General features: G+C 39.0%; 16 protein-coding genes (1 of these 16 cut by a window edge). 13 read left to right on the forward strand and 3 right to left on the reverse strand.

Annotation, left to right across the window (positions count from 1 at the left end):
* Position 1 precedes the first annotated feature (1 nt).
* The 10 genes from UABAM_RS17995 to UABAM_RS18040 all read left to right on the forward strand — a co-directional run bounded on the left by UABAM_RS17995 (position 2) and on the right by UABAM_RS18040 (position 11,545).
* Positions 2 to 955 carry a KpsF/GutQ family sugar-phosphate isomerase gene (locus UABAM_RS17995; protein WP_151969398.1) on the forward strand — a complete coding sequence of 318 codons (954 nt, stop codon included), beginning with the start codon at positions 2 to 4 and terminating at the stop codon, positions 953 to 955.
* Between the two features lie 15 nt (positions 956 to 970).
* A complete protein-coding gene (locus UABAM_RS18000) occupies positions 971 to 2,653 on the forward strand; it encodes a peptide ABC transporter substrate-binding protein (protein ID WP_151969399.1) in 1,683 nt (560 codons plus the stop codon).
* Positions 2,654 to 2,657: 4 nt separating this feature from the next.
* A complete protein-coding gene (locus UABAM_RS18005; protein ID WP_151969400.1) occupies positions 2,658 to 4,310 on the forward strand; it encodes a peptide ABC transporter substrate-binding protein in 1,653 nt (550 codons plus the stop codon).
* A 157-nt stretch (positions 4,311 to 4,467) separates the two neighbouring features.
* On the forward strand, positions 4,468 to 5,394 hold the full coding sequence (locus tag UABAM_RS18010) for an ABC transporter permease (protein WP_151969401.1): 927 nt from the start codon (positions 4,468 to 4,470) through the stop codon (positions 5,392 to 5,394).
* Position 5,395: 1 nt separating this feature from the next.
* Positions 5,396 to 6,277, forward strand: a complete 882-nt coding sequence (locus UABAM_RS18015; RefSeq protein WP_173013399.1) for an ABC transporter permease — start codon at positions 5,396 to 5,398, stop codon at positions 6,275 to 6,277.
* A 10-nt stretch (positions 6,278 to 6,287) separates the two neighbouring features.
* On the forward strand, positions 6,288 to 7,286 hold the full coding sequence (locus UABAM_RS18020; protein WP_151969403.1) for an ABC transporter ATP-binding protein: 999 nt from the start codon (positions 6,288 to 6,290) through the stop codon (positions 7,284 to 7,286).
* Positions 7,287 to 7,304: 18 nt separating this feature from the next.
* Complete coding sequence (locus tag UABAM_RS18025; protein ID WP_151969404.1) at positions 7,305 to 8,303, forward strand: ABC transporter ATP-binding protein; 999 nt, start codon at positions 7,305 to 7,307, stop codon at positions 8,301 to 8,303.
* A gap of 3 nt (positions 8,304 to 8,306) precedes the next feature.
* Positions 8,307 to 9,497: a bifunctional phosphopantothenoylcysteine decarboxylase/phosphopantothenate--cysteine ligase CoaBC gene (coaBC, locus tag UABAM_RS18030; protein WP_151969405.1), complete on the forward strand. Its 1,191-nt coding sequence runs from the start codon at positions 8,307 to 8,309 to the stop codon at positions 9,495 to 9,497.
* 11 nt (positions 9,498 to 9,508) lie between these two features.
* Entirely contained in the window at positions 9,509 to 10,132 is a 624-nt protein-coding gene (locus UABAM_RS18035) for a hypothetical protein (protein ID WP_151969406.1), read from the forward strand.
* Positions 10,133 to 10,138: 6 nt separating this feature from the next.
* Positions 10,139 to 11,545, forward strand: a complete 1,407-nt coding sequence (locus UABAM_RS18040; RefSeq protein ID WP_151969407.1) for a hypothetical protein — start codon at positions 10,139 to 10,141, stop codon at positions 11,543 to 11,545.
* Positions 11,546 to 11,607: 62 nt separating this feature from the next.
* Here UABAM_RS18040 and UABAM_RS18045 read toward each other — a convergent pair whose 3' ends face one another.
* Genes UABAM_RS18045 through UABAM_RS18055 form a run of 3 tightly spaced genes read right to left on the reverse strand, consistent with a single transcriptional unit; the run spans position 11,608 to position 19,344 of the window.
* A complete protein-coding gene (locus UABAM_RS18045; protein WP_151969408.1) occupies positions 11,608 to 15,501 on the reverse strand; it encodes a serine/threonine-protein kinase in 3,894 nt (1,297 codons plus the stop codon).
* Position 15,502: 1 nt separating this feature from the next.
* The gene (locus tag UABAM_RS18050) at positions 15,503 to 16,720 is read right to left on the reverse strand and encodes a prenyltransferase/squalene oxidase repeat-containing protein (protein WP_151969409.1); all 1,218 of its coding nucleotides are present in this window, start codon (positions 16,718 to 16,720) and stop codon (positions 15,503 to 15,505) included.
* A complete protein-coding gene (locus tag UABAM_RS18055) occupies positions 16,717 to 19,344 on the reverse strand; it encodes an amino acid adenylation domain-containing protein (RefSeq protein WP_151969410.1) in 2,628 nt (875 codons plus the stop codon). Before UABAM_RS18055 ends, UABAM_RS18050 begins: the two co-directional genes overlap by 4 nt.
* 323 nt (positions 19,345 to 19,667) lie before the next feature.
* Here UABAM_RS18055 and UABAM_RS18060 point away from each other — a divergent pair, with 323 nt between their 5' ends.
* The 3 genes in view from UABAM_RS18060 to UABAM_RS18070 are tightly spaced (at most 15 nt apart) and all read left to right on the forward strand, a layout consistent with a single transcriptional unit that may run on beyond the window.
* The gene (locus UABAM_RS18060) at positions 19,668 to 20,489 is read left to right on the forward strand and encodes an SAM-dependent methyltransferase (protein ID WP_151969411.1); all 822 of its coding nucleotides are present in this window, start codon (positions 19,668 to 19,670) and stop codon (positions 20,487 to 20,489) included.
* Between the two features lie 15 nt (positions 20,490 to 20,504).
* A complete protein-coding gene (locus tag UABAM_RS18065; RefSeq protein ID WP_151969412.1) occupies positions 20,505 to 20,939 on the forward strand; it encodes a lipocalin-like domain-containing protein in 435 nt (144 codons plus the stop codon).
* Positions 20,932 to 21,558 carry the 5' portion of an SDR family oxidoreductase gene (locus tag UABAM_RS18070; RefSeq protein WP_151969413.1) on the forward strand. It continues 147 nt past the right edge of the window, so only the first 627 of its 774 coding nucleotides appear in the window; it begins with the start codon at positions 20,932 to 20,934; the stop codon falls past the right edge of the window. The genes UABAM_RS18065 and UABAM_RS18070 overlap by 8 nt, the downstream gene beginning before the upstream one ends.

Raw genomic sequence — 21,558 nt, forward strand, 5'->3', positions numbered from 1 at the left:
AATGCCCGCAATAGAATATGCAAAAAAAGTGCTTCGCGTCGAAGCGGATGCTATATTGGGAGTGATACCTCTTGTTGATGAAAATTTTGTGAAGGCGGTATCGTGGATCTTAGAGTGCAAGGGACGCGTTATTGTCTCGGGTATGGGGAAATCGGGACTTATTGGCGAGAAATTGTCCGCGACGATGGCATCAACAGGAACACCTTCGTTGTCACTACACCCTGCGGAGGCCATTCATGGAGATTTAGGGCGTGTTCTTCAAGAAGATATCGTAATTGCGATCTCTAATGGTGGTGAAACAGCAGAGATTTTACGTCTTTTGCCGTTATTAAAAAAAATTGGCGCAAAAGTGATTGCGATTACGGGAAAGCCTCATTCGACATTGGCAAATTGTAGTGATTTAACCTTGAGTATTGGGAAAATTAGTGAAGCATGCCCTCTCGGTTTGGCACCAACAGCAAGTACTACCGCTATGTTGGCTCTAGGAGATGCCCTCGCGATGTGTGTATCAAGAGAACGCAAATTTACCCGTGAAGAGTATGCATTGTATCATCCTGGAGGAAGTCTGGGGAGACGCCTCATGACCGTCGCTGAAGTGATGCGTACCGGAAAATACAATCCGGTCATTGGTCCAAAGTGCAGTGTTATGGATGCCATTACCACAATTACCACGGCGCGTGCTGGGGCAGTGACCGTTGTTGACGAGGAACAACATGTGCTCGGGTTTTTCACCGATGGTGATCTGCGACGTCACTTAAAAGAAAACATTAACCTCGAAGAAATTACCATGGCGGAAGTGATGACAAAAAATCCCTTTACCATAAAGTCAACTCTTCTCGTTGAGGAAGCGTGTCACCTGTTGAAAGAAAAGAAAATTGATGAAATTCCAGTCATCGATGATGAACATCGCTGCATTGGAATGTTAGATGTTCAAGATTTATTGGAAATAGTATAACGGGAGTTTTTTTTTATGAAACTGTATAGTGTATTGTTGTGTGTTGCTATGTTGGCATTATGCTCTTGTAATTCCGAAGGCCGCAAAGGAGAGCTGACCGAATTGGAAAAACAAGGCAAAACAGTATTTCGTTTTAGCAATGCCCAAGAACCTGCAACTTTAGATTTATCTAAAGCGACAGGAGTATATGAAAATCGTATCATTAATTTGATGTTTGAAGGACTTATTCGTTATGGAGACAAAGGCGAATATTCCGAGTTAGGTGTTGCGGAAAAGTATGAAACCAAAGATGAGCAAAAAACCTACGTTTTTACCTTGAGAAAGAATATTAAATGGTCAGATGGCACATCTGTAACAGCACATGATTTTGTCGCGGCATACCAACGCATTTTAAATCCAAATACCGGAGCCGAATATGCTTACATGTTGTATGACATTATCAATGCCCAAGAAATCAACGAAGGTAAGGAAAAAGATCTAAGTGCTTTGGCGGCAAAAGCAATTGATGATCATACTTTAGAGTTGCGCTTAAAGCAACCTGTACCATATTTTATTGACCTCCTAACACACTATACTTTTTATCCCGTTCCTAAGCACGTAGTTGAAAAATATGGCAGTAAATGGACTGAAGTAGAAAATATTGTAGGCAATGGTGCCTTTGTCTTGAAAAAAAGGGTCATGGGTAGCCAGATGATTTTTGAGAAAAATGAGCATTATTGGGAAAAGGACCGTGTGAAGCTTGATCGCATTGTGGCATTTACCACAGAAAATCAAGAGACACAACTACGGATGTTTCGCAGTGGTATGACGGATTGGTTGAGTAGCCCCGTGCCGAAAAGTGCTTACCCCACGATAAAACAAGAGTCTGAATGGATGGCTCCTCCATACTTGGGGACATATTTTTTCTGCTTCAACACCTCAAAAAAACCGTTTGATGATGTACGTGTACGCAAAGCATTGAGTATTGCCATTGATCGAAAAATTATTGCCGAAAATGTTGCTATGGGAGGACAATTACCGGCTTTTAACTATGTACCGAAAGGAACGTTTAATTATGAGTCTCCTCATAAATTAGACGAAAGCATAGAGGAAGCCAAGAAATTACTTGCTGAAGCTGGATATCCAGATGGCAAAGGTTTTCCAGAGTTCACTATTCTATACAACACCAGCGAAGACCATCAAAAAATATGTATTATCATTCAAAATATGTGGCAGACACGTTTGGGAATCCCTGTTAAGATTGAGAACAACGAGTGGAAAACCTACATTGACAGGATGCATTCAATGAACTATGATGTAATTCGCCGCGGTTGGATTGCCGACTACAATGATGCATATAATTTTATGGAACTCTTCATGAAAGACGGTGGAAATAACAATACCGGTTGGTGGAATGCGGAGCATGATAATCTGGTACTGGCGACAAAACAAGAAACAGATGTAAAGAAGCGCGAAGTTCTGTTTCAAAAAGCCGAAAAGATATTGCTAGATAATATGCCGCTTATACCGATTTATTTTTATGTTGCTGACCAAATGATTAAACCATATGTTCGAGGTTTTTATCCAAGAAATACCGGGAATCACGGACAAGAAGACATCAAGGCGGGTCGCTATAACATTGCCGATAATCACCCTATTACACGTGTATGGATTGATATGGAGGCAAAGAAAAAGTACTTAGGTATAGGAGAAAAATAAAACGATGAAAAGTATAGTTATTTTATGTTTGGGCTTGTGTTTGCTGTTGACGGGATGCCCTAGCGGAGAGACAAAGTATCCTATGCCTGATGACAAAGGAAAAATGGTTTTACGCGTTCTAAACGGTGCCGAAGCAGCGACTTTAGACCCTATCAAACGTGAAGGAACGCCTGGGACAAGTATGTTGTCCAATATTTTTGAAGGTTTAGTACGTGTAAACAATAAAACTGGAGGATATCTTCCTGGAGTTGCGGAGAGGTGGGAGATATCTGAAGATGGTACAACATATACTTTTTTCTTACGTAAAGATGCAAAATGGTCTGATGGAAAACCTGTAACTGCAAATGACTTTTTGTCTACATATCGCCGTGCGGTAGATCCTATTACTCAGTCGCGCAATGCTAGTTTGTATTTTGTGATTAAAAATGCACGAGCTGTTTTAAAGAACGAAAAAAAGACGGAAGAACTCGGGGTTTTTGTTGTGGACGACTACACTCTCAAAATAGAGTTGGAAAGCCCCACTGGTTACTTTATGAGCCTGCTATCTTTAGTCCCGTTTTATGCGACACCAAAACATGTTATTGATAAACATGGCAATGCATGGACAGAGCTAGAAAACATTGTTTCCAATGGACCGTTTAAAGTAGTACTGCGTCGTCGCAATGATCGTACGGAAGTTGTGAAAAATGAAAACTATTGGGGCAAAGATGAGGTTAAATTAGACAAAATTATTTTCTTTACCACGGATAATGGCGAAACTAGATTGCGAATGTTTCGTGCAAATGCTGCCGATTATCACGTAACAGGATTGGCTTCTTCTGCATATCCCGGTATTAAAAATAATCCAGAATGGGTTATGGCACCATACCTTGGTATTTATTATTACATCTTCAACACAAAAGAAGCTCCTTTCGATAATGCTAAAGTACGCAAGGCTATTTCTATGGCGATTGATCGCGAAATTTTGGCGGAAGTTTTAAGCATCGGATATATCCCTGCAAAATTCATTGTTCCACCACGTACAGCTGGTTATAAAACCGCAGCATCTTTAGAAGAGAATGTCGAAAAAGCGAAACAACTTTTGAAAGAAGCTGGTTATGGGGAAGGTGGAAAGAAATTTCCAACAATGACTATTTTGTACAATACAAATGAAAACCATCAAAAAGTTGCGATTGTTGTAAGTGATATGCTAAAGAGAAACTTGGGCATAGATGTTAAAATTGAAAACGCAGAATGGAAAACATATTTAGATAGACGTAGACATGGTGACTACCAAGTTGCACGTGCTGGTTGGATTGGTGATTACAATGACGCAGACAGTTTTTTAGAACTTATGTATAGTGAAAGCGAAAACAACGATACTTTTTGGAAACACAAAAAATATGATGAATTGTTTTTAAAGTCGCGAAAAATAAGTACCCCTGAAAAACGATTAGCCGTAATGCAGGAAGCAGAGAAAATAGCTTTAGACGAAATGCCTATTATGCCTATCTACTTTTATGTTGCGGATACATTGGTAAAGCCATATGTGAAGAATTTTTATCCAAGTAACAAAAAAGATGTAGAGCAAGGTTTTTATGATCTTCAAGCGCGTGCCGTCTTCCGCGATGCGTATATTGATATGGAAGAGAAGAAAAAATATTTTGGAGTTAAGTAATCATTTGCTCAATGAATAACTAGGTATGTACACTATTTTAGTATAAATATGCTGGCATTTGGTGCCCCCCCACAATCGGCTAACCGCCGGCGAGAGGGCATCACATACTGGCAAACACCTAGCAATTCAAAGGGGAGATAGATAAACGGAGAATTATATGTTTGTATATTTTTGTAAACGCATTTTGGGAATGATACCGGTTTTGCTTGTTATCATTACAGTTACTTTTTTTCTCATGCGTTTTGCTCCAGGCGGTCCTTTTTCGTCGGAGAAAAAGTTGTCTGCAGAAATTAAAAAGAATCTCGAAAAAAAATATCATATGGATAAGCCCTTAGTTGTACAATATTTTTACTACTTGGGGATGATTCTACAAGGGGACTTAGGCCCCTCTATGAAATATGAAAACAAAACAGTGGTCGGCATTATAAAAGAGAAGTTTGCTGTTTCATTACGCATCGGTTTTATGGCAATGTTTATCGCTTTGCTTTTAGGAACTACAATTGGATTCTTCGCTGCGCTGAATCAAAATAGTTTTATTGACTACACATGTATGAGTTTTGCAATTTTAGGTATTTCTGTACCGAATCTGGTACTAGGACCAATATTAGCGGTAACTTTTGGTTTATGGTTGGGGTGGCTTCCTGTTGCTGGTTGGGGAGAATTAAAACATTATATATTACCGGTCATCACTCTATCTTGTTACTACATTGCTATCATCGCACGTATTGCGCGAGGTAGTATGCTAGAAGTTATTCGTCAGGACTATATTAAAACGGCAAGAAGCAAGGGGCTAAGTGATTGGACTATCATTACACGTCATGCAATGAAAGGGGCCTTGTTACCTATCGTTTCTTATGTAGGTCCTGCATCAGCTTTCATTATCACAGGTTCTATCGTTGTTGAACAGATATTTGGCATTCCTGGAGTTGGTCGTGAATTCGTTATGGGAGCAATTGATCGCGACTACACTATGGTCATGGGGACTGTAATATTGGTAAGTATATTAGTGATGACTTTTAACTTATTTGTAGATATTGCATACGGTTTTATAGATCCACGAATCAAATTGCATGAAGAGAAATAATATGGATAAAAATACAAAATTACAAAAGGCCGCCGACGAGCATGGACTTAGCTTGTGGAAAGATGCCTGGAAACGTTTATTAAAAAACAAAATGGCGGTATTTTCATTGGTAGTTCTAGGACTTATGATTCTAGCGTGCTTTGGAGCACCATTTATTTCAAGCTATGACTACTCTCAAATTGATTATAAAGCTTTTAAGCAAGCACCAAGTAGTGAGCATATTTTTGGTACTGATCCCACAGGTCGCGATACTTTTACGCGTGTTTTATACGGTGGGCAAGTTTCAATTAAAATTGCGATTTTATGTACGCTAATTAGTTTATCTATTGGTATTACTTACGGGGCAACCGCTGCGTATGCGGGAGGAAGAATTGACAATTTGATGATGCGTTTTGTCGATGTAATGTATAGTTTACCATATATGTTTTTGGTGATCATACTCATGGTGGTCTTCGGTAAAAACGAATATATTCTTTTTATGGCAATTGGAGCTGTAAGTTGGCTCACGATGGCACGTATTGTTCGTGGACAAATATTGTCACTAAAAGCAAAAGAATTTATTGAGGCTGCACGCTCATATGGGGCGTCTCACGCAACTATTATTTTTAAACACTTAGTTCCCAATGCACTAGGAACGGTAATCGTGTATACGACAATCACGATTCCTCGGGTAATTCTTGTTGAATCATTTCTCAGTTTTTTGGGGTTGGGAATTCAAGAACCTAATCCTAGCTGGGGAAAATTATGCGTTGATGGTGCAAGTGTTATGGAAACAGCGCCATGGCTTATTATTTTTCCAGGGTTAGCTTTATCCATAACGTTGTTTTGCATGAACTTTTTAGGTGATGGTCTACGTGATGCACTAGATCCAAAAATGAAATAGGGTATGTCATATGAGCGAAGATAGCAAAATAGTACTTGAAGTAAAAAATTTGCAGACTACCTTTAAAACAGACGAAGGTACTGTGCATGCCAACAATGGAATTTCTTATACGATTCGCGAAGGGGAAATTGTTGGTATGGTAGGGGAAAGTGGTAGCGGAAAGAGTGTCTCATGTCTTTCTATTATGGGACTCATACCAATACCCCCAGGACGCGTAGTGGCTGATAAACTTGAGTTTTGTGGAGAGAGCCTCCTGAATAAGAATGGCGAGTTAGATCAAGGAAAACTGAACAAGTTACGTGGTCACGACATTACCATGATTTTTCAAGACCCCATGACTTCATTGAACCCGTTTTTGACAATCAAAACACAAATGATCGAAGCGGTGATGTTGCATAAGGGATTGTCGAAAAAAGACGCTGTGAATCTAGCTATTGAAAAGCTAGATTTGGTAGGAATCGCCGATGCAAAAAATCGTTTAAATAGTTATCCCCACGAATTTTCCGGTGGTATGCGCCAACGGGTAATGATTGCAATGGCACTCATGTGTGATCCGAAACTACTTGTTGCTGACGAGCCGACAACAGCTCTTGATGTTACCATTCAGGCGCAAATTTTAGAGCTCCTGAAAGAGTTGAATGAAAAACTCAAGATGTCTATTATTTTTATTACGCACGATTTGGGAGTTATTGCGGGAGTTAGTCATAAAGTATTTGTGATGTACGGCGGAACAATTGTTGAGAGTGGACCAACAGATTTGCTTTTTGCAAAAACGGGACATCCTTACACTCAAGGGTTATTGAGTTCTATCCCTAAATTACACGAGAAACAAGAAAGACTGACAACGATAAAGGGATCTCCTCCATATTTATTACAAAAACCCGATTTTTGTCCTTTCCACACACGTTGTCCGAAGAAGAAAGACGAGTGTCTACAAGGGCTTCCAGAATATGTGGTTCTGGATGAAGAACGGCAGCACAAAGCCGCGTGTATTTTATATAAATCTTGAGGTGTAGAGGTTTGAGATATGACACAAAATAAAGAGGTAATACTACAAGTAAAAGACTTACATGTGGAGTTTGACGTTGGCAGAAGTGGTGGTTTGTTTTCCAAAGAGCGCAAGATACTACGTGCGGTAAACGGTGTGAGTTTTGATCTGTATAAAGGTGAAACCTTAGGACTTGTAGGTGAAAGTGGTTGTGGGAAGTCGACGACAGCACGTAACATCATCCAACTGCATCGTCCTAAGTCTGGACAAGTGATTTTTCATGGAGAAGATCTTACACAGCTGACGCAAGAGCAGATGAAGAAGCATCGTAGTGAAATACAAATGGTATTTCAAGATCCTTATGCTTCTCTAGATCCGCGTATGACCGTGGGAGAGATTATCGGTGAACCGGCAAAGATTTTAGGTATATACAAAAGTAAAGAAGAGCTCAACTCTGCTGTAGTAAGCATGATGGAAAAAGTAGGATTAGAGCCACGGTTTCGCAACCGCTACCCACATGCTTTTTCCGGAGGACAGCGTCAAAGAATTGGAATTGCACGAGCTTTAATTTCTTCTCCTAAAATTATTTTGGCCGACGAACCTGTTTCGGCACTGGATGTATCTATCCAGGCACAGGTCTTGAACTTATTTGTGGATTTACAAAAAGAATACGATCTTACATACGTATTTATCGCTCACGATTTAAGTGTTGTCAAGCACATGTGTACACGAATAGCTGTTATGTACCTTGGAAACATTGTGGAGTTAGCACCTACTGATGAACTATTTAAGCAAAAACCACGTCATCCGTACACTGAAGCTCTCATCTCTGCGGTGAATGTTCCCGACCCCGAAGTGGAAAGAACTCGTGAACGAATTGTGTTACAAGGTGACGTACCTAGTCCGTTAAATCCACCGTCGGGATGTCCTTTCCGTACGCGTTGTGCGAAAGCACAAGATAAATGTAGTGCGGAAAAACCAGCTTTGCAAGAATTCAGTCCCGGTCACTATGCCGCGTGTTTTTTCCCGAATGAGTAAAAAATGAATATAAAAAACAAGAATATCGTTTTGGGAGTAACAGGGAGTATTGCGTGCTATAAGAGTGCCATGCTCGCCAGTTTACTCGTTCAAAAAGGTGCTAACGTTGACGTTATTATGACATCGGGAGCACAAAAGTTTATACACCCCTCCACTTTTCGCGGAATAACAAGGGGAAATGTCGTTACCGATTGGTTTGATGGCAACTCGTCTTTGGGGGCTGATCATATTGCCTTGTCGCAAAAAGATGCTGTGGTGATTGCACCAGCAACCGCGAATACGATTGCAAAAATGGCACATGGTTTCAGTGATGATCCATTGACATGTACAGTGTTGGCAACAACAGGTCCCATTATTGTCGCTCCAGCAATGGAAACACACATGTACCAAAATTTTATTGTACAGGAGAATATCCAAAAACTGAAAGAAAACGGGATGATTATTGTCGGACCGGAGAAGGGTTACCTGGCTTCGGGAGAGACAGGTGTGGGACGTATGACCGAACCACAAGATATACTTCATCATCTTAATGGTATTTTGGGAGAAAATGGTGATTTATCGCGCTTACGTATTCTTGTTACCGCAGGGGGAACGCGGGAGAAAATAGATGCGGTACGCATATTGGCAAATCGCTCTTCTGGAAAAATGGGGCATGCCGTTGCCACGGCAGCGCGAGATCGCGGAGCTAAAGTTACGTTAATTACAGCAGCAAATCATTTAGAAGTACCCATGGGGGTAGAAGCGATTCACGTGGAGTCTGCGATGGAAATGTGTGAGAAGGTAAAAGAGCATGCGTCGCAAAATGATATTTTGGTAATGGCAGCTGCCGTCGCTGATTGGCGCGCACAGGACGTTCGCGACAACAAGATGAAAAAAGGGAAACAGCAAACATGGAACATTGAAATGATTCGCAATCCCGATATTCTGATGGAAATAGTAAACGAAGATATCTTTAAGGTAGGTTTTGCTGCTGAGACCGAGGACATCATCGAAAATGCTTTGCAAAAGCTGGTATCGAAAAAATTAAACTTAATTGTCGCAAATGATATTTCGGGAGAAAACCCAACATTTAACAGCGATGAGAACGAAGTTTATATTATAACGAGAGAAAAAGGTAAAAAATTACCTTTGATGTCGAAGTATGATGTAGCAAATAAGATATTAGACAAGATAAAACAAATGTTCAAAAAATAGGAAGTGCTAACATGAAAAAGTATATAATTCTTTTTATCTTGGGATGTATGTTATTTGCTGACGACAAAGATCCCTTTGAGTTCTCTGCCCCGAAAGATTGGCGACCAGAACGCATTGCTTTTCCTCTATCTTTTGCTCCCGAGATAAAATACGATGGTTTTGAAGAGCTGCGTTTTGCTCCTGGGATGTTTAGTCCAGAAAAAGACGACTATTTTTGCTACGTGTTTTTTCTATGGATAGAAGAGAAAGTTTCTCTTGATCAGAAAAAGATACATGAAATTCTTTTGGCGTACTATAAAGGTTTGTGTAAAGCCGTTGCTGAAAAGAGAAAGTTAGAGTTAAATTTAGACGATATAAAAGTTTCTGTGGAAAAAACCAAAGAAAAAGAGTCTAAAAAAGTCAAGTATTTAGCGGTAGTAGATTGGTATGATCCTTTTGTTACCGGTAAAAAATTATCTTTGCATATGGATATAGAGTTGTTTCATAGCGAAGACAATAGTAAATCCATTTTGTTTGCATGTGTTTCGCCTCACAAACCAACATCCGAAAATAAAACGTGGGCGACAATGTACAGCATTCGTAATTCTTTTAAGTTAAAATCCCCCAATAAAAAACAAAGCAAAGATAAGAATTAGGTCGGTATGAGCGGTTCTATCACACTGTATTTTTCCTTACTGTTACTGGGTATGGTATGCTTAGCAATTAGTTTTTTTCAGTGGCGATGGTCCATGTACTTCTTTTTTGTGTGGCTTCTTGTCGAAGGCGCATTCCGCAAGTGGTTTTTGCCAGGCCTATCAACGGTACTCATATTTGTAAAATATGCGATTGTTGTAGGACCGTTCATGCTTTGCTTATTGAAAAATAAAGCAAATTATAGTTATCCTTTTGTCCCAATCATTTTCTTCTATTTTTTTTGGGGCATTATCGAGTTTTTTAATTGGAGTGCAACAAGTGATATACGCATCTTTCTTGTGGGAATGATGATTCATTACTCGTTTATCACTTTAATTGTCACCGTACCCGCCGTATTAAATACAAAGCAAAAGATTTTGCGTTTTTTTCGCTGGGCCGCATTCCTTGCGATTCCTATTCTGTTATTAGGTGTATACCAATACTCCCTACCTCCAAGTCATTATTTGAACAAGTACGTCGGAGACAGTACTTCCATCGCAGGCTTTATGGGGAAAGTTCGCATTATTTCTACTTTTTCCTACATAGCGCCGTTTGGCCAGTATCTATTTGTATTACTGAGCTTTCTAATGGTTTTAATTATACAAGAAAACAACAAATTTCTATCTGCCGTTTACTATTGCTGTTTCGTACTGGCTTGGTTAAATGTATTTATGACAGCTTCGCGTGGAGTCGTTGCCGTAAGTGCTATACTAACGATAGGTTTTATCTTACTTTCTGTATCTCGCCGCAATGCTCTCTGGCAGAAGTTCGTGTTGCGTATATTACTTGTGGGAATACTCACCGTTGTTGCTTTCACTGTTTCATCATCTGGACAGAAAAGTTTTGAACTCTTAGTGAAGAGGTTTGAGAGAGGAAGAGTTTCTTCCCGAGTGTACAACATGGTGCGCATTGCTCGGTTACAGAATGCTGGTTTATTGGGCTACGGAATTGGTACAGAGTTTCAGGGAATTTCTCGGATTCTTGACATCCGTAAACAATTTGATGTTGTTTTTGAGGGGGAAAAAGACCGCTTGGTGGCAGGCATTGGTTTTGTTGGTTATTGTATTGTGATGGTTCTACGTATCATTATTATGATTTGGGTGTGGGGGGTTTTCTTTCGTACGAAAAATTATTCCTTACGTATTATTTTAATTTTTCCCGTGGCCTGTTTAACCCAAGGAGCTATACTAGGGGGTGTTATATACAACTTTATGGCGAACGCTCACTATTGGTTTTCAGTAGGTTTAGCCATTGCGGTACTTAGAATTCAGCATATGGAGAAAATGCAGCAGTGGCGTTTGAGACTTTCTTACTCTGGTCGTGGACCATACGCGCCGTCGAATAATTGCGATTTATTGCCGACGAACGATTCATGAGGAACGCAAATACCGAAGACGGTACCGTTTTCTTGAGCAGACTTTCTGTGAACATTAATTTTTCAATAGTCTTTTGGGGCTATGCTTCGTTGATGGCGAAGAACACCCAGGTAAAATTTCATGTCGTTGTCATTTTTTGTATCGCGGTAGTACGTTACTAAATTTTGCAAAGCGTATAGACGTGCTGCTATATGAGATCCTTTGTAGGCTTGTTGGATATAGTTGAGTAATAAAATTTTTTCCAAAAGCGCACTTTTTTCTATTTTTAGTAAAGGAACATGATACTCTGGGTATATTCTATGTTGCTGATTGAGTTTATATATATCTACTAGTGTATCTTCTACGGCACTTTTTTGTTGTGAATAAATAAGTTTTGCTAGTTCAATATGATACAAAATGTTGTTATCCATACTCAGAGCCATTTTAAGAGACTGAATGGCTTGTTTTTTCTGCCCGTCCTTATCGAGAATCATCGCATTTCTATAAAAATCCCCGGCACTCCACTTATCTAATCTTTTTATTTGCCATAACATTTTTTTGTAAACAGCCATATTTTTATTTAGAGAATTTTTAAAGTACCTGTGTATATGTATAGGTGCTTGCGGGTGGTATTTTTGAGTGAAGAACAGTAGTTGTTCTATAAAATGTCTGTCATTTATCTCTATATTGGAGATCAATCGGTCGCGAATGGCGTTGGCGACACCCACGCGTACTATCATATCTTGTGTCTGAATGCAGTTTTCGATAAACTCATCGAGGTTTTCACTGTCGTAGCGTGCATAGATCTCGGCATTGTAAGCGTGTTTTCTCACATGGTCGTTGGTATGACTTCTGTATTTTTGCATAATGGCGTACCGAACATCCTTTGGTAATCTTGCATTGGCTTTTCCAATAATTGGTAGCACAGGTAACACGGAAGCTTTTAACATAAAGGCCTTCATATGAGGAGGTTCTTTTTCAATAAAATGTAGTATTTCTTCCCCAAGGTGGGCATACATAATGTAAGCATAACTTCGCAAAAAATCGTCTTTTTCTTTAAAGAATATTTGCGGTGTAACTCCTCGATACTTGGTCAATAGTTCTGTGGTGAAATGCTTATAATAGGCATAAAGTCTTAAGTTGGAGTTATGTGTGGCATTGGTATAGTAATTTTGAATCTCTTTGTCTTGTTTGGTTTTCGCCAAGTAGTTAAATATGAGCATTGCTGTGGGTATAGACGGTTGTTTTTTTAGTAACTGTTGGATAATCTTTGTGGGAATGAACATTTCTTTGTTGATGGCCACTTGTAGAGCTGCCTGGCAGCTTTGTTCATTGATTATGGGAAGGCGTACAACTAAATTTGTCCAAAGTTCTTTATGAGACGAATTTGTTGAGTTACGAGACATGGAGCTAAAAAAATTAAATATAGTATAGTCGGAAATCGACGAATCTTCTGCAAATATGAATTTGCGTATTGTTGACATACTCTGTTTGTGATGAGACGTTAGACGATAGTGATTTAAGGCGGTGATGACCGCCGTGATCGAGTTGCGTTGTTTAAGCAAAATTTGTATGTCGTTATCGGTCGGTTGATAGAACAGAAAAAAATTAGGCAACAATATGAGTTCGGCGTCAGGTAAATAGGGCAACTTTCTTCGGGAAAGATGGGGATGGATACTAACGGAGCGCAAAGCACAGTCGTAAATCGCTTCTGAGTGAATATCACGACTTTGAATGGCATCAAGGCGTAATGTATTGACAAATTTTATTTGCAATAAATGAACCAATGATTTTACGGCAATGTAGCGATGTAAGGTAGAAAGTTTATTATTTGTTGCTACATTCTTTATTTGCGAAATAGATAGGCTATGCTGGTAGCTGGGATTTAAACTTATGCTGGCCAACTGATAGTATAAGGCACTTTGTAGTTCTTGGCGTTTTACCGCGATGATTTCATTGTAGAGGCGCGGGAATTTTTCTTTCATTATATGAATGTGTTTACTATAACGCATAAGAAACAGAGCTTTTTTGGCGTGATGTGCAATTGCGACGTTGGAAAGTTTTTGTACGAACAATGCGCATTGTTGTTGAGAGAATTTCTGTTGTGAAAGTGTTTTCATTTGTAAATAATGTGGAGCATTTTTATCGCGGATGTTGGTAATGGCAGCGTTGATGGCTGTTTGAGGAGTATATCGCCATTTTTCCAAAGCCGTAAAAAATTCTAGATAACGATCTTTTACTAGGTTCGTGTCGTAAATGGCGATACTGGTGTATTCTTTAAAAATTTCCAAATTTGTCGGTGCAAGCGAGCGGGCTTTTTGTAAATACGTACTTGCTTCACGATACTTTTTTTGATGTATGAGCGCTTTGGCTAACCAGTAATAACTTTTACTTTGTGGTTGAGTGATTTGTAATTGTTTTTGGAAAAAACGTTGTGCACGAGAGTATTGATTTTGTCCAATAGCAGAGCGCCCAAGTAAGAAGTATACTTCGGGAAAACGAGCTTTGTCTGGCATATTTATAAGCGCGTTATAAATTTTTGCATACTCGCGGAGTTGTAAATGGCACTTGGCAATTTCAATATCGATATAGTCATTTTGAGTTTGTACTGATTTGGCGAGAAGAAATTGTTTGCGTGCCTGCGAAAATTTCTCCATATGGTAGTAGATTTTTCCTGTGTAGTACGGAACATAAAATGCAGATAGCTTTCCTTTCGCCTTACTAAGAGCTTGTAAAGCTTGTGACCACATCTTTTTTGTCATGTAGTTTTCTGCAAGAGCTAGCTGTACAATATCGGCATACTTGTGTTTTTCGGCGAGTAAATTATAGTGTTGCTGTAATGACAGATCATCTTGTTTTTTCGCCGCTAGCATACATCTATATTGGTGGTAAACATGGTCGGGTAATTTTTTTTTGATCTTGTCTAGCTCTTGACGCGCCTTGTCGTAAAATCCGTTTTGTGTCCACCGCACAATGATGTCAATAGGCGGTTCTTCTTTTACTACGGGCAGGGCGATGTTTTGAAAGATAGTCCAGTTGATGCCAATTATCACTAGTAAAGTGATCGCTAGCAAATATTTATAATGAAAATGCAAAACATTGCGTAAGTTACTTTGATGGCAAAAGATACGCAGATCTTTTGCAAAGTGTTGTGCTGTTTGGTAACGAAACCTTTTATTTTTTTCTAACGCTTTTAAACAGATCTTTTGTAGCGCCAAAGGTATTTCTTTGTTGTGCTTTCGTGGTAGGGTGATTTTTCTGTCGGAAAGGTATTGAATGTATTCGATGATGTTTTTGGCAGAAATCGGTGTTTTATTGGTTAACATTTCGTACAGTACAATTCCACAAGAGTATATGTCTGTTCGACTATCTGTTTTCACTGAGGCACTCCATGCTTGTTCTGGCGACATATAACCTATCGTACCAACGACTATACCTTCTTGAGTTAAGGTTTCATCAGTGAGGTCAAGTGCTTTGGCAAGTCCAAAATCCATGAGGAGAGGATTACCTTTGCGATCAATAAGAATATTTGCTGGCTTTATGTCGCGATGGATAATACCTTTTTGATGTGCGTAGTGTATGGCATCTAAGATAGGGGTGATAAGTTGCACTTTTTGCTGAATGGTAAGTTGTGGATTTGTTTTGAGGTAATCTTTTAGAGTAGTGCCCTCTATATATTCCATGGCAATATAGGGGGCACCTTTTTCCGTATTTGATAAATGGTAAATTTTGACGATATTTGGATGATCCAACATACTAATGGCTTTGGCTTCGAGTAGAAAGCGTTTTGTGGTTGTACTGCTTTTGCGATGGATAATTTTTAATGCGACATTTCTATTTAGCTGTGGGTCGTGAGCTAAGTAAACAATACCCATACCGCCTTGACCTAATACTTTGATTATTTCGTATTTGTCTATAGCGCTTTCAGGCTTTTCTAGCAGAAAGTCAATTTCTGAATTTGTCGACTTCTTTGACATTCTATTCGTCCGCTTGCGTTTCGATGCGCACCGGAACCGTTGCACGTTTTAAAAATAACAAAGCAAAACACGTATCGATAATATTATCTTTGAATTTGCCATTTCTTTTTTGGTCTTTGAGCATTTTTTTTGCCCCTTCAATATACCAGTTATGTGAAGCAAAGTGTTCTACACCTGATAATATACCAGCGCGTTCTAGTCCATATAGGTAATAGTATAAATGTCCACCGTTGGGATTTCTATTTACTTTGAAATTATGCGCAATCCATGCACATCCATCGCGTATACTTTCGTTTATTTGCGGCAGAAGTTTTTTCCAACGACTACTTCGCCATTTCTCCAGATAAGCTTTAGCGATTACCATACACGCGACTCCTGCTGTCGTCATACTTCCGGTGACTTTTCCATGATCTTCGCGATATTTCCAACCGCGCGCGCGCATGGTGACGACGGTGACACTAGAGCGTGGGTATAGTTTGTTTAAAGAGTCTGTCTTGTTGCGTTTTTTGAGTTTGGCAATTTGTTTTTCTAGTTTTTTTCGCCATTGCCAATCAATCGGCTGGTCAGCGGCGGGAACAACAAAAGGTCTGCGAATAGTGGGGCCGTCTTTTTCTTGTGCATCTATAAAGAAGCGTACTACTTTGTAATATATTTTTTTATCTACAGGTAGACCAAGGCGCTCCGCAGAAAACAAACCTAACAAGGCGTATTGTGTATTGGATAAATCCCCTACCCCTTGTGGATATCCCCATGTACCGGTGGACGTGGATGTTTCCAAAAATTTGACTGCGCGAAGGATGTTTTTTTGCTCTTTTTTGTTGGCGAGCAACCTAAAGGGGTGATATTTTCTTTTTTTCAAAAGTTGTTGCTTGCGCTCACTCAACTTTGTTTTACCCAGCGCGCTATACTTGGCTTCTGTTGCCATTAAATATAGAGCGACACTGTATGTTTTTTTTAGAGGCAATTTCTCTAAATAACTAAACGCTTTTTCGATACGCGAGTCTTCGGGAGATACACCTGATTTAATCAATGTATACGCAACAAGAGATGTTTGCCCCATCGGATAGAGATCATGGTTGTGTTTCGACCAAAATCCTTCACTACTTTGTTTTGCAAAAAGATATTTAATGCCTTTTGCGATGGCTTTGTCGACACTTTGCTTGGTAACCTCTTGGGCAGATATACAAATGAGTAGTGTGACCATCAGTATGTATTTCATTGCAACTCCTTTGTTATATAAGATTGCATAGTTTTACCTATTGTTTCCGCGGAAGGGAGTAGAAAAAAATTGAAATGGTTGCCTGGTACCTCATGAATGTCCATGTTATTGAGTAGTTTGTGCCATTTTTTGTAATTTACCGCTGTAAAATGTTTCGGACTCTCCGTTGGTTTGAAAAATACAACTTTTCCTTGGTACTTTTTGGGAAAGTACGATAGAACCGCTAAAAAGTTTAAGCCTACCAAATCGGAAATCTTTTTGAATTTTTCGATTGTCGTACTTTGCGGAAATTTATTTGCCTGCTTCAGTCGATGTAAGATGCACTCATATTGTTGTTGTTCTGTTTTACAATTTGCAAGTTCGTTCGGGGAAATCTCCACATTGTATATAAGTTGAATGGCCAGTAGCGTGTCTTTAATGAGTCTATTGTTTAGCTTTTTAGGACGGTAGATCTGATATATTATGTTATGAACTACCGACGGAAGCATGCGAAAAACGTTGCCTAGGGTGACCAAACTAAAATCTAGACCCGAATCAGTGTCTAGTAGAAAGAGCAAAGATACACGATCCTGTTGTTTGTTGAGTTTTTGTGTGACTTCAAAAGCTACTGTACCTGCCATGGAAAGTCCACCTAATATGTAAGGCCCCTGCGGTTGAATCTTTTTCATTTGTTCTATATAGAATTCTGCCATTTCAGCGATGGATTTCAATGGTTTTTTTTCATCGTGAATACCTATGGGACGAAAACAGTATACGGTTTGTTCATTTGATAAATATTTGATGATATCCGCATACAGGGCGTTGTCTCCCGCCAAGTCGGGAAATAGAAAAATAGGTGTAGATGTTCCCTTTTTTAACAATACAATGTACGGGTTATTGTCTTGAGCGCTGTTGGTAACTAGTTCTGCTATCTCTTTTATCGTTGCTTGACTGTAGAATGACTCTAGGGGAAGTGAACATCCTAATTGTTGTTGAATGTCAAAAACCATTTGTGTGGCTAATAGTGAGTTACCTCCCACTTCAAAAAAATTATCGTCGAGTTCTATGTGGTCTAAAGATAAAATATTCTGCCATAAGCGATAAATTTTGCTTTGTGTTTCATTGTCGAATTTTGGTGGTGGGCAAGTAAAATCCATTTTCGCAATAGCTTTACGATCAATTTTTCCATTTTCGTTAATAGGTAGCTTATCCATAATCACAAAATCTGACGGTATCATGTAGTCTGGAATTTTTGCTTTTAAGGCATTGCGAATTTCATGCTTGGTTAGAGTCATATTTTTCTTTTGCTCTACGTAAGCCACTAATTTTTTATGACTGAATTGAGTGTCTTCCGCAACAACCAACGTTTTGTTGACACCTGGTATATGAGCTATACTGTTTTCTATTTCACCCATTTCAATGCGGAAACCACGTATTTTTACTTGGTGGTCTATACGTCCAATGTATTCTATATCTTGTTTATCGTTGAGTCGGACTAAGTCACCTGTTTTATATATTGTTTCTTGAGTATCGGGATGTTTTACAAAAGCTTTTTCGGTAATTTGTGGGCGATTTAAGTATCCATGGGCAAGGCCCATTCCTCCGAGGTAAAGTTCTCCGACTTCTCCGTTTACCACGGGTTGCAAGTCAGAGTTAAGAACATAGGTCTCTGTATAACTGATGGCTTTTCCTATGGGGACAGTTGTTTGTATACTGTCTATATCTTCTATACAATAGTAGGTGGAAAATGTGGTGTTTTCCGTTGGTCCATAAACATTCATCAAGTGTTGTGGTTTGTTTTTAAAGGCCTCTTGTACCCAATAAGTGTTTGCACCTTCTCCTCCGAACAAGAGATAATCTAGGTTTTGGAAAATTTTGGGCTCTTGGGAAACAAACTGATTGAATAGAGCGGTTGTGATAAAATTTACATTTATATTGTAGTCGGTAAAGGCTTTTTTTAGCCGCGAGGCCACAAGTGCATTTTCTCGGGCAATAATAACTGATTGCCCACCATTTAACAATGCACCCCATATTTCGAAAGTAGCCGCGTCAAAACATGCATTGGAGATCTGTGCAAAGATATGTGTTGGTTTTATGTCGATGTAATTGGTATTTTTCACTAAACGTACAATACCTTTGTGGGGAATACAGATGCCTTTTGGTCTGCCGGTACTACCAGAAGTGTACATTATGTAGGCTAAATCTTCTGCGGTAGAATCTAGGTTTAAATTTGACTTTGGGTATTCCTCTAGTGAAATGTCTGCTAAGGAAATTTGTGTTATGGATGTTTCATCATTTTGACGGTGGGTAATTAACTTCGAAATTTGTGTATCTTCGATCATAAATTCCAAACGTTCTTTTGGGTAAACGGGATCTAGAGGAACATATACGCCTCCCGATTTTAGAACGGCCAAAAAAGATATCACCATTTCTAAACTACGTTCGATAAAAATACCTATGTAGTCACCTTGCTGAACCCCTAAATCGCGTAGGTAGTGAGCTAACTGGTTTGCTTTAGAATTGAGTTGTTCGTAAGAGAGTTGGGTATCTTCAAATCGTATAGCTGTTTTGTCCGCGAAAGTCAATACTTGTTCTTCAAAAATGACATGAACAGGCTTTTTTATATAACTATTTTTTGCATCCATATCTTTCCCTAGGTCTTTTTTTCTCCGTGCGATATTTTTATGAAAATAATAAATTACTATAATATAATGCACCAAATATTACAATGTTGAGATTATAATAATTTGATATTATTGTTATCTCTGTATGATTTAGGGCCACAAATGGTGGAGTATTTGCTGAGCCAAATTTAGTCAAGCATCACAACTAGTACAAAGGCCGTATTTACTTGACACTCAAAAAAACAGTATGTATAGTGGAATCATTGTCTACAATTGAATTAGGGCGTGTCCGATTTAACAGTAGAAAAAATTTACTATATAAAATAATTTCATAGGAAAAAAACATGACATCTTACGACAAAACAATGGAACAAATCTATGGTTTAAAATTAGGTGAGATCGGTGATGAAATTCCGTCACGACATTTTGGTTTCTATCCGCCGGGAGAACCTGAAATCCCACTTCCTGACGCACAAAAAAGATACATTAGAGAAGTGACAAAGCACATCAAAAAGGGATCGTACGTTTTGGATATAGGTTGTGCTTTTGGGGAAACATCTGTATGGCTAGCAAGAAACTTGGATTGTCGTGTTCTCGGAATTGATTTAGTCGAATCGCAAATAAAACACGCCAGAGAGTTTGCGAAAAAATTCGATTTAGAAGATCGTTTGGAGTACCGGGCCTTAAATGCATGTGATATGGATTTTCCAGAAGAAACATTCGACTATGTGATTTCTTTGGGAGTTCTGGTGCATGTCCCCGACAAAGATGCCGTATTTGCGAATGCCTTTAAAGCACTGAAAAAAGGTGGAGGTATTGCTTTTAGTGACCCCATTTTAGGTGAGAAGAGTTCATGGCTTACAAAGCAAATTGCTGCAACAGTTACCTTTAACGTTAGCTTTATGCAAAAGGTTAGCGAGTACGAAGCACTCATGAAAAAACATGGTTTTTCAAATATTGAAACTCTCGATGTTACAGAGACTGCTTTTGTCAAAACGTGGGATTTGAGTAAGGCCGAAAAGTATAAAACGGTATTGGAACCTTTTAAATATGAGAATTACTTCTGGGCAAGACCTTCTATTCTCAACTTAGCCAGAATGTTTGCACGACCAAGCTTAATGAAAAGAAACTGGGGATGGTACTTTTTTTGGGCAGAGAAAGAATAATTGGTAGTTAAAGATATGGACAAATTTTATGGTGTTTGGCAGTTAGAACGATTTACAATGTCCACAAAAAGTGGTGCTGTGAAGTTTTATCCTTTAGGGAAAAAACCATTCGGGGTTCTAATATACACAGAAAGTGGTTACATGTCCGTACATCTGAGCAAACAAAAGCGCAAGATGTTTAGTTCGTCATTGGCGATGGTAGGGGTTGGAAAAAAAACAGAAGTGAACGATACTATACGTAACTATGTGACGTACTGTGGTCGCTTTTCTGTCGAAGACAATACTGTGAAACACAAAATCGAAAGTCATATAATTCCCAACGAAGTGGGAAAGGACTATGTTCGCTACTTTAAATTTGAAGATGACCAACTTATTCTAGAAACAGTTCCGATGAAAATAGGTGTATTTTCGTTAGTGGGTGTTTTGGCTTGGACAAAACGCAATGAGTAAAGTCGTACTCATCACAGGGTGTTCAAGTGGTCTTGGTTATGAAACTGCTTTGTGGCTTGCGAAAAAAGGTTACATTGTTTATGCCTCCATGCGCAATTTGCAAAAAAAAGAGCGTTTGCTTGCCGCCAGCCAACAACAAAATACTCCGATTCATATTTGTCAATTAGATGTTTGTGATACAGAAAGCGTAGATGACTGTGTTGAACAAATACTTAAAAAAGAACAATGCATAGATGTCCTTATCAACAATGCCGGTTTTGCAGTTGTCGGAGAATTTAGTAAAAGTAGTAACGATGATTTTCATAAGCAATTAGATACCAATTTCTATGGAGTTCTAAATTGTACACGTGGTGTACTGCCATTTATGTTGGAAAAGCAACAAGGTACTATTATAAACATTTCTTCTATATTAGGTCTGATAGGAGCAGCTACCTTGAGTGCTTACTGCGCTTCCAAATTCGCGATGGAAGGATGGAGCGAGTCCATTCGCTATGAACTTCAAGGAAAAGGAATAAATGTTGTATTGGTAGAGCCAGGTTTTTTTCAAACAGATATATATAATAATGTAAATTATGTCTCTGGCGAAACGGATCGTGACAAAATTTCAGCAAGGGGAGCT

Origin of the sequence: Candidatus Uabimicrobium amorphum (assembly GCF_009002475.1) — a bacterium.
Lineage (GTDB): Bacteria > Planctomycetota > Uabimicrobiia > Uabimicrobiales > Uabimicrobiaceae > Uabimicrobium > Uabimicrobium amorphum.

Coding starts and splice junctions, on each gene's coding strand:
- UABAM_RS18045 (WP_151969408.1), bottom strand. CDS start 15,501: ATGTCAAAGAAGTCGACAAATTCAGAAATTGACTTTCTGCTAGAAAAG.
- UABAM_RS18055 (WP_151969410.1), bottom strand. CDS start 19,344: ATGGATGCAAAAAATAGTTATATAAAAAAGCCTGTTCATGTCATTTTT.
- UABAM_RS18000 (WP_151969399.1), top strand. CDS start 971: ATGAAACTGTATAGTGTATTGTTGTGTGTTGCTATGTTGGCATTATGC.
- UABAM_RS18065 (WP_151969412.1), top strand. CDS start 20,505: ATGGACAAATTTTATGGTGTTTGGCAGTTAGAACGATTTACAATGTCC.
- UABAM_RS18050 (WP_151969409.1), bottom strand. CDS start 16,720: ATGAAATACATACTGATGGTCACACTACTCATTTGTATATCTGCCCAA.
- UABAM_RS17995 (WP_151969398.1), top strand. CDS start 2: ATGCCCGCAATAGAATATGCAAAAAAAGTGCTTCGCGTCGAAGCGGAT.
- UABAM_RS18015 (WP_173013399.1), top strand. CDS start 5,396: ATGGATAAAAATACAAAATTACAAAAGGCCGCCGACGAGCATGGACTT.
- UABAM_RS18060 (WP_151969411.1), top strand. CDS start 19,668: ATGACATCTTACGACAAAACAATGGAACAAATCTATGGTTTAAAATTA.
- UABAM_RS18020 (WP_151969403.1), top strand. CDS start 6,288: ATGAGCGAAGATAGCAAAATAGTACTTGAAGTAAAAAATTTGCAGACT.
- coaBC (WP_151969405.1), top strand. CDS start 8,307: ATGAATATAAAAAACAAGAATATCGTTTTGGGAGTAACAGGGAGTATT.
- UABAM_RS18005 (WP_151969400.1), top strand. CDS start 2,658: ATGAAAAGTATAGTTATTTTATGTTTGGGCTTGTGTTTGCTGTTGACG.
- UABAM_RS18035 (WP_151969406.1), top strand. CDS start 9,509: ATGAAAAAGTATATAATTCTTTTTATCTTGGGATGTATGTTATTTGCT.
- UABAM_RS18010 (WP_151969401.1), top strand. CDS start 4,468: ATGTTTGTATATTTTTGTAAACGCATTTTGGGAATGATACCGGTTTTG.
- UABAM_RS18040 (WP_151969407.1), top strand. CDS start 10,139: ATGAGCGGTTCTATCACACTGTATTTTTCCTTACTGTTACTGGGTATG.
- UABAM_RS18025 (WP_151969404.1), top strand. CDS start 7,305: ATGACACAAAATAAAGAGGTAATACTACAAGTAAAAGACTTACATGTG.